We start from the raw sequence: 12,204 nt of genomic DNA on the forward strand, positions 1-12,204 counted from the left end.
ATGGTTGAACTCGGTGTGGTGTATCGCAACATTCAACGGGCAGACGGCGACGTTGCCGCGAAGCTCGGCGCGCTCGGGACCGCCACGGTGCACGAGGCGATGGGCCGCGTCGGTCTGCTGAAGCCTTATATGCGTCCGATCTATACCGGCGCGCGTGCGCACGGCACGGCCGTCACGGTGCTGCTGCAGCCCGGCGACAACTGGATGCTGCACGTAGCCGCGGAACAGATCCAGCCGGGCGACATCGTGATTGCCGGCGTCACGGCCGATTGCACGGACGGCTATTTCGGCGACCTGCTGGCGACGAGCTTCAAGGCGCGTGGCGCCCACGGTTTGGTCATCGACGCCGGCGTGCGCGACGTGAGCGTGCTCACCGAAATGAATTTCCCGGTCTGGAGCAAGGCGATCTCGGCCAAAGGCACGGTCAAGGCGACGCTCGGTTCGGTGAACATTCCGGTGGTGTGCGCCGGAGCGCTGGTGAATCCGGGCGACGTGGTCGTCGCGGATGAAGACGGGGTGGTCGTGGTCCCCGCGGCGTCGGCGCAGAAGGTGCTCGACAAGGCGGCGGCGCGCGAAGCCTACGAAGGGGAGAAGCGCGCGAAGCTCGCCAGCGGCCTGCTGGGTCTCGACATGTACAGCATGCGCGAACCGTTGCGACAAGCCGGACTGCGCTACATCGATTGAGCGGCGGAGAAACCATGTGCAGGCAGCTCACCGGCATCTCGTCGATGGCCACCCGTACCGTGCTCGCCGACGTGGTGCAGGACTATGAGCGGCTTTCTGGGCAGCCGGTTGCGGTCAAATCTGTCGGTGGTGTCGAAGCCGCGCGACGCGTCGAGAGCGGCAGCGGGTTCGACTTCGTCGTACTCGCTGCCGACGTGATTGATCGACTGGAAGCCGCCGGTTATGTCGTTTCGGGCAGCCGGGTCGACGTGGCCCGCTCGGGCGTGGCGATCGCGGTAGCGGCCGGTGCTCCGCGACCCGACGTCGGCTCTGAGGCGGCGCTGCGCGACGCAGTTCTCGCCGCGCGCACTATTGGCTATTCGACCGGGCCCAGCGGCGCACATCTGACCCGCCTGTTCGAGCGCTGGGGTATTGCCGACGTGGTTGCGCCGCGGATCGTGCAGGCTCCGCCCGGTGTTCCGGTCGGCGCGCTTGTCGCGCGCAAGGACGTCGAGTTGGGTTTTCAGCAGTTGAGCGAATTGATGCACTTGCCGGGCATCGATGTGATTGGTCCTATGCCCGCAGAGGTTCAGATCGTAACGGTCTTTTCTGCCGGCATATGCGTGGCATCCGGACAGAAAGATGCCGCGAAGGCGTTCCTCTCTTTTCTGGCCTCGTCGCAATGCGACCGAGCCAAGCTGAATCAGGGGATGGAGCCTGCTGTCGGCTGAGTGCCGGACGAATCACCGCTCCTGTTTATGCGCCTGCACGGCGACCATCCAGCAGACCACGGCACTTGCGGCCCACGCGCATGCCAACATCAGTTCGAGATCGAGCATGCCCTGGAAATTCTCCGCGTTTTCGTAGCTGCACGTTCGATGCGTTTGAAACTGGATACAGCCGGTTTGCATGTCCTGGAACACGACAATCAACTTGTACAGACCGAACATGGTGAATGCCAGCGCGAGAAGCGCGAGTTTTTTCGGTTTTGTCATCGCATGTTCCGTGAGTTCGGTCTGACAGGATACCAATTGTCGGCGATACACACGCGCTGATTTCCCTCATTCGACAGGTGGCGGGAAATCGGAGGGAGTCAGTCGGCATATCCTGCTTGACTCCCTCGCGATCTCAGTGCTTATATTCCAGACGATTAAGCGATGTAGCTACTCATTCCCATTGCGGCGGCATTAAAGGAGACCAGATTCGATGAATAAAGAACCAATGGGTGCATCGGAACGGATCGACGAACTGATTGCCGGTTTGACGGACTGGCGTGGCAAAACGTTCGCGAGTGTCCGCAAGATCATGCTTGAGGCCGACCCGGAGATCATCGAAGAATGGAAATGGATGGGTAGCCCGGTGTGGTCTCGGGACGGCATGATCGCGGTCGCCGACGCGCACAAAGGGAAGGTGAAGGTCACGTTTGCTCATGGGGCCGGCCTCGATGACCCTGACAAGCTATTCAACGCGGGTCTCGAAGGCAACGCGCGACGAGCGATCGATTTTTTGGAAGGCGATAAGGTCAATGCGCGGGCGCTAAAGAATCTCGTCCGCGCCGCTATCGCGTACAACCAGACCCATTTGAAGAAGAACAAAACGTCCGCAAGTGCGCCGGCGAAAGTGGACAAGAGTAAAGCGACGTGAAGGTAAGGCCGTTGGCTATCTGAGAGCGGAAGGCGCGGCGGCGATTCAACTGTGTCGTTGCTGGCGGCGTTTTTCTGGAGCGCCGCGTTGACGCCGGCCACGCGTCACACGCGCAGCACCGCCTAACCCGCTATGCGCTCTACCTCGCATTCCCACTGGACTCCCCCAAACAGACCCGTTAGTCTGACACCATTGCACGACGCAGTCTGGCGATGCTGTTCCTAACCGACAACGTGGGAGCCGAAACATGGAAGTGAGCACGGAAGCGCTTGTTGACATGCTGCGAGAAGTCGAAGCCGACGACCCGATCGACTACGCCGACCTTCCTTTCGGAGAGCAGGAACTCAGGCGTCTGGTGATGACCTCGCTCGTCGAACGCCACCATCAGGTCGAAGCCGGCAACATGTCGGTGTCCGACATCCATGCGCTATACCTCCTGAGCACCGCCAAGCTGGTTCTCGAAAACACGGTGCTTCACGCAAGGCTGCTTCTGCTTCTGGGACGGCAGATCGATGTGCAGTCCCTGCTGGCTCCATTCACGCTCAAAGGCAAGTCATAGGCCGGGCGAGCGGATGCCCGAATGCAGAGCGCCGCCCGCCGGCTTTCGCTCAGTTCTGAAAGTAGTTCAGGCCGAGCGCATTTTTCACCTCGGATACCGTCGCGCCTGCCACTTCGCGCGCGCGCATCGTCCCGCGGCGCAGGACGTTCAGCACCTCGGCTCGGTCGGCTTCTAATTCTCGGCGGCGCTCGCGAATCGGGGCGATCATCGACTGCAGCCGTTCGTTGAGCGCGCGCTTGACGATGCTGTCGCCAAGTCCGCCGCGGCGGTAATGCGCCTTGAGTTCGTCGACCATCGGGACGTCCGGCTCGAACGCGTCGAGGAACGCGAACACCACATTGCCTTCCACCTGGCCCGGATCGCTAACACGCAGATGGTTGGGGTCGGTGTACATGTTGTTCACGGCCTTGGTGATTTCGTCCGGCGTCGCGCCCAGCGTGATCGCGTTCCCGAGCGACTTGCTCATCTTGGCTTTGCCGTCGATGCCCGGCAGCCGTGCAACGTGCGAAAGCACGGCTTCGCATTCGACCAGCACCTGTTGGTCGACCGTGTTGTTGAAACGGCGCACCAGTTCGTTGGTTTGTTCGATCATCGGCAACTGGTCGTCGCCGACAGGCACGCGCGTCGCCTTGAAGGCGGTGATGTCGGCGGCCTGGCTGACCGGATAGGTCAGAAAGCCGGCGGGGATGTCCCGCTCGAAACCGCGCAGCACGATTTCCGCCTTGATGGTGGGGTTGCGCTCGAGGCGGGCGACCGTGACGAGATTGAGCAGGTACTGGGTCAGTTCCGCCAGCTCGGGCACCTGTGACTGGATGAAGATGGTCGACTTCGCCGGGTCGATGCCGACGGCCAGATAGTCGAGCGCGACCTCGATGACGTTTTCCGTGACTTTCTGATGCCGGCCGACGTTGTCGGTCATGGCTTGCGCATCGGCCAGCAGCAGGAACTGCTGCGCCTCGTGCTGGAGCTGCACGCGCGAGCGCAACGAGCCGATGTAGTGGCCAAGGTGCAGCGGGCCGGTCGTGCGGTCGCCGGTCAGGATAATGGGTTGGTTCGTGGTCGGTTTTGCGTCTGTCATGGTCTGGGGTTGTGCGTTTTTCGATACCACCAGCCGTCGGCGCGCAGAAACGAAAATGCCGCCAGGACTGGCGGCATCACGTTTCGATGGTCGAGTGGAAACGGGCCGCCTAAGTCAGGCGCGCCACCAACTGTTCAGCGTGATCGGCTTCGTATCCATCGGCAGAGTATAACGCGGCGGATCGCCGGGTCGTCAACGGCGGGCGGGAAGTGCGTCCCCGCGGCCGTGCCCGCGAGCGCGCACGAGTGACGGACGCGCCGAGCAAACCGTCGTGCAAACCGCCGTAAAACCGATCCGCACCGCCGTCTAGGCCGCCGAAAAAACGACCGCCGCGGCGTCTTCGACCTGCGTGAAAGTGCGCACAAAGCGATACGCCTGGCCGCCGATTTCCATCTCGTTGACGCCCGAGCGCGTCAACTCCAGCATCTCATTGGCGAGCGGGATGGCAATCGTGCCGAGCTTCTTCATTTCCTCGATCAGACCGGCCGGGTCGCCCAGATAGACGGTGCAAACGGCATTCGTGTGGCGCGTCATCACCACGCTCGCCGCCCTGTCGAGCGAGAGTTCGAGATACTCGACCAAGGTCTGCAGCGACTCTGGCACGGGCTCGCGAGAGCCGTTCATCGATGTATTTGCGACTGTCATCTCGTAGTCCCCCATCGCGCCGATCTACAGGTACGCCGCTGGAAATCAGCGGTGCATCCACTATACGGCATCGTACATCGATACTCGACTCGCGAGGCTTCGGGACGGCGATGGCCAGTCAGAAAACACCTAGCACCGACTTCGGCTCCAGAAACGCTTCCAGCCCGAACGTACCGTATTCACGCCCAATGCCGGATTGCTTGAAACCGCCGAACGGCGCCGCTGGTTCGTGGGCCAGCGTATTGACCAGGACGCGTCCCGCTTCGATCCGCGACGCGACTTCGTGCGCGCGTTGCGTGTCCCGCGACAACACATAAGCCTGCAAGCCGTAGCTCGTATCGTTGGCGATCGTGACGGCCTCGTCGATGTCGTCATAGCCAATGACCGACAGCACCGGGCCGAAAATCTCCTCACGCGCAATCGTCATGTCGTTCGTGACATCGCTGAAGACGGTCGGGCGCACGAACCAGCCCGCGTCGACGCCATCCGGCCGTCCCTCGCCGCCCGCGATCAGGCGCGCACCTTCGTCGAGCCCGATGCGGATATAACGCTGCACGCGCTCCCATTGCTTCTGGCTGACCATCGGGCCGATGGTTGTTTGCGGGTCGCGAGGATCGCCTGACTGGCTGCGCGCGACTTCTTCCCGCACGCGCGTTTCGAACTCCGCGAGCCGTTGCCGCGGCACCAGAATGCGGGTGCCCGCGATACACGCCTGGCCACTATTCATGAAGCCTGCCTGAATGGCGAGCGGCACCGCTTCGTCGAAGTCCGCGTCGTCGAGCACGATCACGGGCGACTTGCCGCCGAGTTCGAGCGTGACGCGCTTCAACGTGTTGGCCGCCGCGCGCAAAATCGTTTTGCCGACGGCCGTGGAACCCGTGAACGACAGCTTCGCGACATCGGGATGCGAACTGATCTCCGCACCCACCGTGTCGCCGCGCCCGGTCACGATGTTGAACACGCCCGCGGGCAGACCTGCTTCATGCAGCGCCTCGGTCACGATACGCGTCTGGATCGCGCTCATCTCGCTCGGTTTGATGACGGCTGTGCAACCCGCGGCCAGAGCGGCGGCGAGCTTGCCGCAGATGAAACCCGCGTCGCTATTCCACGGCGTGATCAAACCGGCGACGCCCAACGGTTGCATCACGACCTCGGCGCTGCCCGCGCGGCGCGTGAATGCATAGTCCTGCAAGACTTTCGCCGCTTCGAGCAGCACGCTGCTCGCATGCCGCGCCATCCAGGGGCCACGCGACACCGGGGCACCATATTCTTCGGTGATCGCTTCGTAAAGCTGATCTTCTTTTGCCACGACGGCTTCATGCAGGCGCTTTAGCATGTCGATGCGTTCACTCGGGCTGGTGCGCGAAAAGGCGGGAAACGCGCGTTTTGCTGCAGCGATGGCGTCGCGTGCGTCTTGCGCGTCGGCGAGGCGTACCTGGCCGATCACCTGCTCCGTCGCCGGATTGAAGAGGTCGAACATTTCGCTGCCGTGCGGCGTGACGAACGCGCCGTCGATATAAATCCTGTCGATGATCTGCATGCCTGCTCCAAAGAAGTCTCGAACAAACCACAATAGATCGTCGGCATTGCGTTGACTAGCCGTACAATCAAGCACGTCATGTTGAGTAATTTGGGACAATGAAAACTTCGGGTCTGGGTGAACTGGAGGCGATTCTGGCCGTTGCGCGCCATCGCAGCTTTCGGGCGGCCGCGACCGATCTCGGCGTGTCGACGTCCGCGCTCAGTCATGCGGTGGCGGCGCTGGAAGCGCGCATCGGCGTCCGGCTTTTCAATCGCACGACGCGCAGCGTGGCGCTGTCGGAAGCGGGCGCGCAATTCGTCGACAGCGTGGCGCCGGCGTTGTCCACGATCCGCGTCGCAATCGAGCAGGCCGGCAGCTTTCGCGACACGCTGTCGGGCACGTTGCGCATCAATGCGTCGGTGGGCGCGGCAAAGCAAGCCATGCCGCTCTTCATCGCGTTTTTACAGCGCTATCCCGACATGAAGCTCGATCTCGTCACAGAGGGCAGGCTGATCGACATCGTCGTCGAAGGTTTCGATGCGGGTATCCGTCTGGCCGAAACCGTGCCGCAGGACATGATCGCGGTGCCGTTCGGCGACAAGCAGCGCTTCGCGGTCGTCGGCAGTCCCGCTTACTTCGCGCAGCGCAAAGCGCCGCGCACGCCCGCCGATCTGCTCGCGCACCGCTGTATCCGCACGCGCATGCCGAGCGGCGCGATCTATCAATGGGAGTTCGAACGCCGCGGCGAAACGGTGCGGATCGACGGAAAAGGCGCACTGACGCTCGACGAGCCGGGTTTGATGCTGGAAGCGGCACGCGCCGGACTCGGCGTGACCTATCTGACCGAATGGAATGTCGCCGCGGATCTGCAGGCGGGCATGCTGGTGCGCGTGCTTGAGGACTGGACGCCGCCGCTGGACGGGCTGTGTTTGTACTATCCCGGCCGCCGTCACGCGCCCGCCGGGTTACGGGCGCTCATCGATATGATCCGCGAGCACGCCGATACGCAGCGCGAACAGGCGCGGACCCGGCGCAAGGCGCGTGGCTCGCAGTAGGTCATTTTTTCCTGCGTGGCGAGATGTCGGCGCGTTTCCTCAGTCGAATTAACCCGATCCTCTATGTTTACGCAATAATCGCAATACGCGCGGGTCTCGATTTATCAACCATTAAAAATGCGTAGGTCATGGCTTTCAGCGAACCAAGGTCTCCATTTTTCAAGTGGGTCGTCTCTTCCTCTCAGGATCTGAGCGCGGATAATCGCCAGATACTGCTCGCCAATCTGTTCACGCGAACCGCGTCGATCGTGTTCGCGTCGATCTGTGAAATCAGCGTCTGCGCCACCGCTTACTACCTTTATCCCAAGGCTCTTTACGCGAGCTGGGGCAGCGCCGTTGTTGCATTGCTGATTTCCCGGCTCGCATTGATCTGGTTGTGCTGCTCGCGCAGCGCCAACGGTCAGCCGACTCCTACCTCCGCGTTTCTGTTCGCGAGCCTTCTCTGGAGCCTGCTGTTCGGCTACGGCACGTTGCTGTGCAATATCAGTGGAGACCAGACACTGTTCCTGCTTGGCAACGTTTGCGCCGTGGGCGTTATTGGCGGATTGGCCGGCCGTAATGCGGGTACCCCTCGGCTCGTATTGCTGCAGATCACGTTCATTCTCGGGTTGCTGGCTGTCGGGGCAGCGCTGTCGCCGGGCTCCGGCAAACTGGTGCTGCTGTTCCAGGCGCCGTTCTGCGCCGCCGGCTTCTTTACGGTTGCGCTGCGCAGCAATCGCGACACGGTTGCGTTGCTTCTGGCGCGGGAAAACAGCCACCGGCTCGCCCATCACGACAGCCTTACCGGTTTGCCCAATCGCGCGCGTATCAGTGAACTGCTGCTCGAACGCACGGAGATGGGCGCGCTGCGCAAAGACCAATCGTTCGCTGTTCTACTGATCGATCTGGATGGATTCAAGGCCATCAATGACAGCCTGGGCCATGCCGCCGGCGATCAGATCCTTCAGGAAGCGGCAATTCGCTTGCGTGAAGTGTTGCCGAGCGGCGACCTCGTCGGACGCCTGGCCGGCGATGAATTCGTGGCGCTTTCCGATGGCACGGGGCAGACTCGCGACGTCCGCATTCTGGCGGACCGCATCGTGAAGACTTTGGCGCGTCCGTTCGCGCTGCGCGAGGCGCTGGTGCATATCGGCGCGAGCGTGGGTGTCTCGCTCTATCCGGATCACGCGAAAACCGGCCCGCAACTGTTGATTTGCGCCGATCGCGCGTTGTATGCCGTGAAACGCAGCGGAAAAAGCGCATTCGCTATTTTCGACGCGGCGAAGCACGCGTCGGATGAAAGCCTGAGCCTTCTGCGCAGCGATCTGGAAGGCGCGCTGCATTCGTTCAGCGGTTTGCGCATGGAGTACCAGCCCATCGTCGATCTCAGCAGCGGTGCGGTGTCCGGTCGCGAGGCGCTGATGCGCTGGACCCATCCCACGCGCGGCGAACTGTCGCCTTCCGCGTTCATTCCCACCGCCGAACGTACAGGCCTTATTCTGTCCTTGGGCGAGTGGGCTCTGCTGCAATCGTGCAAGGAAGCGGTGACGTGGCGAGACAAAGTCACCGTCGCCGTGAATGTATCGCCCGTGCAATTGCGGGAGGAGTCGTTTGCTTCGACCGTTTCGGCGATTCTCCGCAAGACGAAGCTTCCGCCGCAGCGCCTGAATATCGAGGTCACGGAAACGGTGCTGCTGAACGACGATGTCGTGACCCGGCGCAACGTCGGCAGGCTGCGTGCGTTAGGCATCGGTCTCGCACTCGACGATTTCGGCACCGGCTTTTCGACCATGTCGACGCTCGTGCGCTTTTCGTTCGACAAGCTCAAGATCGATAGCTCGTTCGTCAAGGAGTCCGTGCATCGTCGAGAATCGGCGGCAGTAGTGCGCGGGATCGTCGCGCTGGCGCGGGAGATCGGCATACCGACCACGGCGGAAGGCATCGAGACGCAAGAGCAGCTGGATTTCGTGCGCCTATGCGGATGCACGCACGCCCAGGGCTTTCTGCTCGGCAAGCCGGTGCAAAGCCACGAGATTGCGCGGCTCGAAGAAAAGGTCGCCGCGCATTCCGCGGATAAAGAATGAGCGTTCATGCATGCCGACACCGAGGCGACTATGGAACCTGGCTTGCAATTTCAGTTGCGAATTACTGTCTCGCCGGAATTGGCCGATACGTTACATGCTGACCCGACATGTGCTTCGCATGCAGCACTCTGTGATGTTCTGCGCAGGCACGACGCGACGTTGAAATGCCAGTTCGATGCATTCGCCGACTATGTGAGCGAAGCAGAACGCGAGGGCACAGAAAACTATCCGCTCTATCAGTGGACCCGCGAGACGATCGAGAACCCGGAGAAGAAAGCGAAGTACATGCGCTCGTTTACGGTCTATGTGAATGGCGGCGAAGTCTACGGTAAAGAAGTCGCCGATATCTTGGAGAACGAACTATTGCAGTTGATCCGTGAAGACGGAATACAGCGCGTCTTACGATTCGATACCAACCCGGCGAATAACCCGCAGCCGCCCCAACGATAGACGCGACACTTACCAAACGTAATGTTCATCGTTCCTTTCAGCGGTGTCAGCCAATCGTCATTTCGGTTTTACATTTGACGACAACACGCCAAGTTCATGAGACGATGCAAGCTCACTTTTTCTCGAGGAGAGCGACATGGGACTCTTGGACGAAGCAGGAAAAATCGCGGGCGCGATCGCCGCCGTTGAAGCAGCAGAAAAAGTGGATCCGGAAGCGGGTTTGCTAACCAAAGGCATCGCCGCTATCGCCGGTTTTGAAGGCGCCGGCAAGCTGGAATCAATGATCGAAAAGAAAGACGACGACAAGCAGGACGTCGCCGACAACGCCCAGCCTACGGACGACACGAATCCGCAGACTTGAGTGATGCTTTGCCGCCGGTCGCATGATCCACGATGGAATCCATGCGCCGGCAAATCCGGCGCTTTGCTCTGAGTGTCGTCAATTGTCCGTTCATTCTCTGCATTTGCCGTTGCCCGGCGTTCGCTCGGTACACACCGGTATTCAACGCGAAACTCGCTCGTCGTTCACCATCGAATCATCGCGTGTCGTCGCCGCGCCCTTGCGCTTCGAATGGGGTGAACGCTTCGCGCTTCACGCGGTTTCATCTGAGTGTCATAGCCTGGCGACTACGATGGCTGGTCGTCTCCGTTGCGCGCCGGTTTCCAGCGCACTCGCCGTTCACGAAGAACGCGGTGTGCCCGGCCTGCGCGTCGGCGTCCTTCCACCCCCGTACAACAACACCAGACATGTCGAACACAAAAATCGCTAAGGCTTCGCCGACCGATCAAGGCGCTTCCATCGTCTCGCGTCGTGGGTTCCTGAAGTTGGCCGGCGCGTCCAGTCTCGCCACGGCGGCGGGCACGCTTTCATCGGCCGCGCGCGCGGCGAACAGCGTACCCGACGGCACACCGGAGCAGGTCCATCTGACCTGGGGCAACGATCCGACCCGCGAGGTCACGGTGTCGTGGGCGTCGCTTGCGCCGGCGGTCAACCCGCAGGTGCGCGTGAGCGGCGCACGCGAGGGGAAACATACGGTGCATGGCGTCCAAAGCACCTATACCGATGGCCTCAACGGCGAGGTCGTGTTCACGTATCACGCGCGTCTGCGAGACCTGAAACCCGATACGAGCTACGAATACGAGGTGAGCGCCGACAACGACAGCAACGCGGCGCAACCCTTCACGGCCAGTTTCCGTACGGCGCCGCGCGGGCGTGCGCCGTTTCGCTGGACCAGCTATGGCGATCTCGCGACGCCGAATACAGGTTGGGTTTTGTCGTCGCCGCAAAGCCGCTTCGCGGTGCAGGCGGTCGAGCGCTTTCAGCCGCTGTTTCACCTGCTCAACGGCGACCTGTGCTACGCCAATCTGAATCCGACGCACCAGCCGGAGGTGTGGCGCGACTTCGGCAACAACTGCCAGACGTCCGCGTCGAACCGGCCGTGGATGCCGTGTCCGGGCAATCACGAGCTCGAGTTTCACAATGGCGAACAAGGCCTCGCTTCGTATCTCGCGCGCTATACGCTGCCGGACAATCACACGCGCTTTCAGGGCCGCTGGTACAGCTTCCGCGTCAGCTCCGTGCTGTTCGTTTCGCTCGATGCCGACGACGTCGTCTATCAGGACGCGGCCGCGTTCGTTGCCGGCCCTGATCCGCTGGTGCCGGTTGCGAGCACCGGCAATCCGCCCATTCAACCCGGCACGTCGCTCTATGTGCGCGGCTATAGCGCCGGCGAGCAGACGCGCTGGCTCGAGAAGACACTGCAACATGCCGCCGCAGACGACGAGGTCGACTGGATCATCGTGCAGATGCATCAGGACGCGCTGAGTTCGTCGAAGACCGGCAACGGGTCCGATAAGGGCATCCGCGAGGCGTGGTTGCCGCTGTTCGATCGCTACGGCGTGGACCTGGTGCTGTGCGGTCACGATCATGACTACGAGCGCAGCTACCCCGTGCGCGGTTGCAACCACAACAAGGGCACCGACATCGCAACGGGCCGGCCGGTGGATACGTTGCAGCCGAAACCGGTGATGTCGGCGGTGTCGTCGGGCGCATCGACGTTCGATACGAGCCACGGCACGATTCACCTGATTCTCGGCGGCGGCGGCACGAGCGCGCCGCTGGATGTCTATGGCGTGGATGCCGGCACGGGGCTGCCGCAGGCGCGTATTTTCACGCGTCCCAACCGCCCGGTGGCCGGCGCGACGGCCGGGACTTTCGTGCGCGCGAGCGCGGACGCCGTGGAAGACGCGATCTGGTCGGCGCAACGCGATACCGGCACCGGTTATGGGATCGCGGTGTTCGATCATGATCCGGGGCATCCGGGCGGCGAGACCACGATCACGATGAACTACTATCACGCGCCCGGCGCGGATCAAGTGCCGACGCAAAACTACGAATTGTTCGAGACCGTCGAGCTAAAAAAGAAGCGGCGCGGATAAGGTTCGAATGAGCGGTTGGCGGGCTGCCGGTCTACGGACAGCTCGCCCGTATCGTCGGCGCGACAATCAATATAATTAGCTATCCG

General features: G+C 61.9%; 13 protein-coding genes. 9 read left to right on the forward strand and 4 right to left on the reverse strand.

Going from position 1 to position 12,204, the window contains the following annotated elements:
- Both ligK and ACFSNN_RS09780 read left to right on the forward strand, forming a co-directional pair.
- Positions 1-684: a 4-carboxy-4-hydroxy-2-oxoadipate aldolase/oxaloacetate decarboxylase gene (gene ligK / locus ACFSNN_RS09775; protein ID WP_134460777.1), complete on the forward strand. Its 684-nt coding sequence runs from the start codon at positions 1-3 to the stop codon at positions 682-684.
- Positions 685-698: 14 nt separating this feature from the next.
- Complete coding sequence (locus tag ACFSNN_RS09780; protein ID WP_134460774.1) at positions 699-1,394, forward strand: substrate-binding domain-containing protein; 696 nt, start codon at positions 699-701, stop codon at positions 1,392-1,394.
- Between the two features lie 12 nt (positions 1,395-1,406).
- Here ACFSNN_RS09780 and ACFSNN_RS09785 read toward each other — a convergent pair whose 3' ends face one another.
- Positions 1,407-1,658: a hypothetical protein gene (locus ACFSNN_RS09785; RefSeq protein WP_134460771.1), complete on the reverse strand. Its 252-nt coding sequence runs from the start codon at positions 1,656-1,658 to the stop codon at positions 1,407-1,409.
- Between the two features lie 226 nt (positions 1,659-1,884).
- Here ACFSNN_RS09785 and ACFSNN_RS09790 point away from each other — a divergent pair, with 226 nt between their 5' ends.
- Both ACFSNN_RS09790 and ACFSNN_RS09795 read left to right on the forward strand, forming a co-directional pair.
- Positions 1,885-2,307, forward strand: a complete 423-nt coding sequence (locus tag ACFSNN_RS09790; RefSeq protein WP_134465506.1) for a DUF1801 domain-containing protein — start codon at positions 1,885-1,887, stop codon at positions 2,305-2,307.
- A gap of 247 nt (positions 2,308-2,554) precedes the next feature.
- The gene (locus ACFSNN_RS09795; protein WP_134460768.1) at positions 2,555-2,866 is read left to right on the forward strand and encodes a hypothetical protein; all 312 of its coding nucleotides are present in this window, start codon (positions 2,555-2,557) and stop codon (positions 2,864-2,866) included.
- Between the two features lie 49 nt (positions 2,867-2,915).
- On the opposite strand, the gene trpS is transcribed toward ACFSNN_RS09795, so the two are convergent.
- The 3 genes from trpS to ACFSNN_RS09810 form a co-directional block, all read right to left on the reverse strand.
- Positions 2,916-3,944 (reverse strand): tryptophan--tRNA ligase, encoded by a 1,029-nt coding sequence (gene trpS, locus ACFSNN_RS09800; protein ID WP_134460765.1) that lies wholly within the window; start codon positions 3,942-3,944, stop codon positions 2,916-2,918.
- Positions 3,945-4,250: 306 nt separating this feature from the next.
- The gene (locus tag ACFSNN_RS09805; RefSeq protein WP_134460756.1) at positions 4,251-4,589 is read right to left on the reverse strand and encodes a hypothetical protein; all 339 of its coding nucleotides are present in this window, start codon (positions 4,587-4,589) and stop codon (positions 4,251-4,253) included.
- Positions 4,590-4,707: 118 nt separating this feature from the next.
- The gene (locus ACFSNN_RS09810; RefSeq protein ID WP_134460753.1) at positions 4,708-6,129 is read right to left on the reverse strand and encodes an aldehyde dehydrogenase family protein; all 1,422 of its coding nucleotides are present in this window, start codon (positions 6,127-6,129) and stop codon (positions 4,708-4,710) included.
- A 98-nt stretch (positions 6,130-6,227) separates the two neighbouring features.
- Here ACFSNN_RS09810 and ACFSNN_RS09815 point away from each other — a divergent pair, with 98 nt between their 5' ends.
- From ACFSNN_RS09815 to ACFSNN_RS09835, 5 genes are all read left to right on the forward strand, one after another.
- Positions 6,228-7,166 carry a LysR family transcriptional regulator gene (locus ACFSNN_RS09815; protein ID WP_134460751.1) on the forward strand — a complete coding sequence of 313 codons (939 nt, stop codon included), beginning with the start codon at positions 6,228-6,230 and terminating at the stop codon, positions 7,164-7,166.
- 128 nt (positions 7,167-7,294) lie between these two features.
- Positions 7,295-9,229, forward strand: coding sequence for a putative bifunctional diguanylate cyclase/phosphodiesterase (locus tag ACFSNN_RS09820; RefSeq protein WP_134460749.1), 1,935 nt, complete (start codon positions 7,295-7,297; stop codon positions 9,227-9,229).
- A 30-nt stretch (positions 9,230-9,259) separates the two neighbouring features.
- Complete coding sequence (locus tag ACFSNN_RS09825; protein WP_134465505.1) at positions 9,260-9,679, forward strand: hypothetical protein; 420 nt, start codon at positions 9,260-9,262, stop codon at positions 9,677-9,679.
- Between the two features lie 136 nt (positions 9,680-9,815).
- Positions 9,816-10,040 (forward strand): hypothetical protein, encoded by a 225-nt coding sequence (locus tag ACFSNN_RS09830; RefSeq protein WP_134460746.1) that lies wholly within the window; start codon positions 9,816-9,818, stop codon positions 10,038-10,040.
- 386 nt (positions 10,041-10,426) lie between these two features.
- Positions 10,427-12,118: a purple acid phosphatase family protein gene (locus tag ACFSNN_RS09835; protein ID WP_134460743.1), complete on the forward strand. Its 1,692-nt coding sequence runs from the start codon at positions 10,427-10,429 to the stop codon at positions 12,116-12,118.
- Positions 12,119-12,204: the final 86 nt, after the last annotated feature.

Origin of the sequence: Paraburkholderia dipogonis, from assembly GCF_042680985.1 — a bacterium.
In the GTDB taxonomy this organism is placed as follows: Bacteria; Pseudomonadota; Gammaproteobacteria; order Burkholderiales; family Burkholderiaceae; genus Paraburkholderia; species Paraburkholderia phytofirmans.

What these genes read in the sequence shown, in the direction of transcription:
- ligK (WP_134460777.1), top strand. Translation starts at nt 1, where the DNA reads ATGGTTGAACTCGGTGTGGTGTATCGCAACATTCAACGGGCAGACGGC.
- ACFSNN_RS09780 (WP_134460774.1), top strand. Translation starts at nt 699, where the DNA reads ATGTGCAGGCAGCTCACCGGCATCTCGTCGATGGCCACCCGTACCGTG.
- ACFSNN_RS09785 (WP_134460771.1), bottom strand. Translation starts at nt 1,658, where the DNA reads ATGACAAAACCGAAAAAACTCGCGCTTCTCGCGCTGGCATTCACCATG.
- ACFSNN_RS09790 (WP_134465506.1), top strand. Translation starts at nt 1,885, where the DNA reads ATGGGTGCATCGGAACGGATCGACGAACTGATTGCCGGTTTGACGGAC.
- ACFSNN_RS09795 (WP_134460768.1), top strand. Translation starts at nt 2,555, where the DNA reads ATGGAAGTGAGCACGGAAGCGCTTGTTGACATGCTGCGAGAAGTCGAA.
- trpS (WP_134460765.1), bottom strand. Translation starts at nt 3,944, where the DNA reads ATGACAGACGCAAAACCGACCACGAACCAACCCATTATCCTGACCGGC.
- ACFSNN_RS09805 (WP_134460756.1), bottom strand. Translation starts at nt 4,589, where the DNA reads ATGACAGTCGCAAATACATCGATGAACGGCTCTCGCGAGCCCGTGCCA.
- ACFSNN_RS09810 (WP_134460753.1), bottom strand. Translation starts at nt 6,129, where the DNA reads ATGCAGATCATCGACAGGATTTATATCGACGGCGCGTTCGTCACGCCG.
- ACFSNN_RS09815 (WP_134460751.1), top strand. Translation starts at nt 6,228, where the DNA reads ATGAAAACTTCGGGTCTGGGTGAACTGGAGGCGATTCTGGCCGTTGCG.
- ACFSNN_RS09820 (WP_134460749.1), top strand. Translation starts at nt 7,295, where the DNA reads ATGGCTTTCAGCGAACCAAGGTCTCCATTTTTCAAGTGGGTCGTCTCT.
- ACFSNN_RS09825 (WP_134465505.1), top strand. Translation starts at nt 9,260, where the DNA reads ATGGAACCTGGCTTGCAATTTCAGTTGCGAATTACTGTCTCGCCGGAA.
- ACFSNN_RS09830 (WP_134460746.1), top strand. Translation starts at nt 9,816, where the DNA reads ATGGGACTCTTGGACGAAGCAGGAAAAATCGCGGGCGCGATCGCCGCC.
- ACFSNN_RS09835 (WP_134460743.1), top strand. Translation starts at nt 10,427, where the DNA reads ATGTCGAACACAAAAATCGCTAAGGCTTCGCCGACCGATCAAGGCGCT.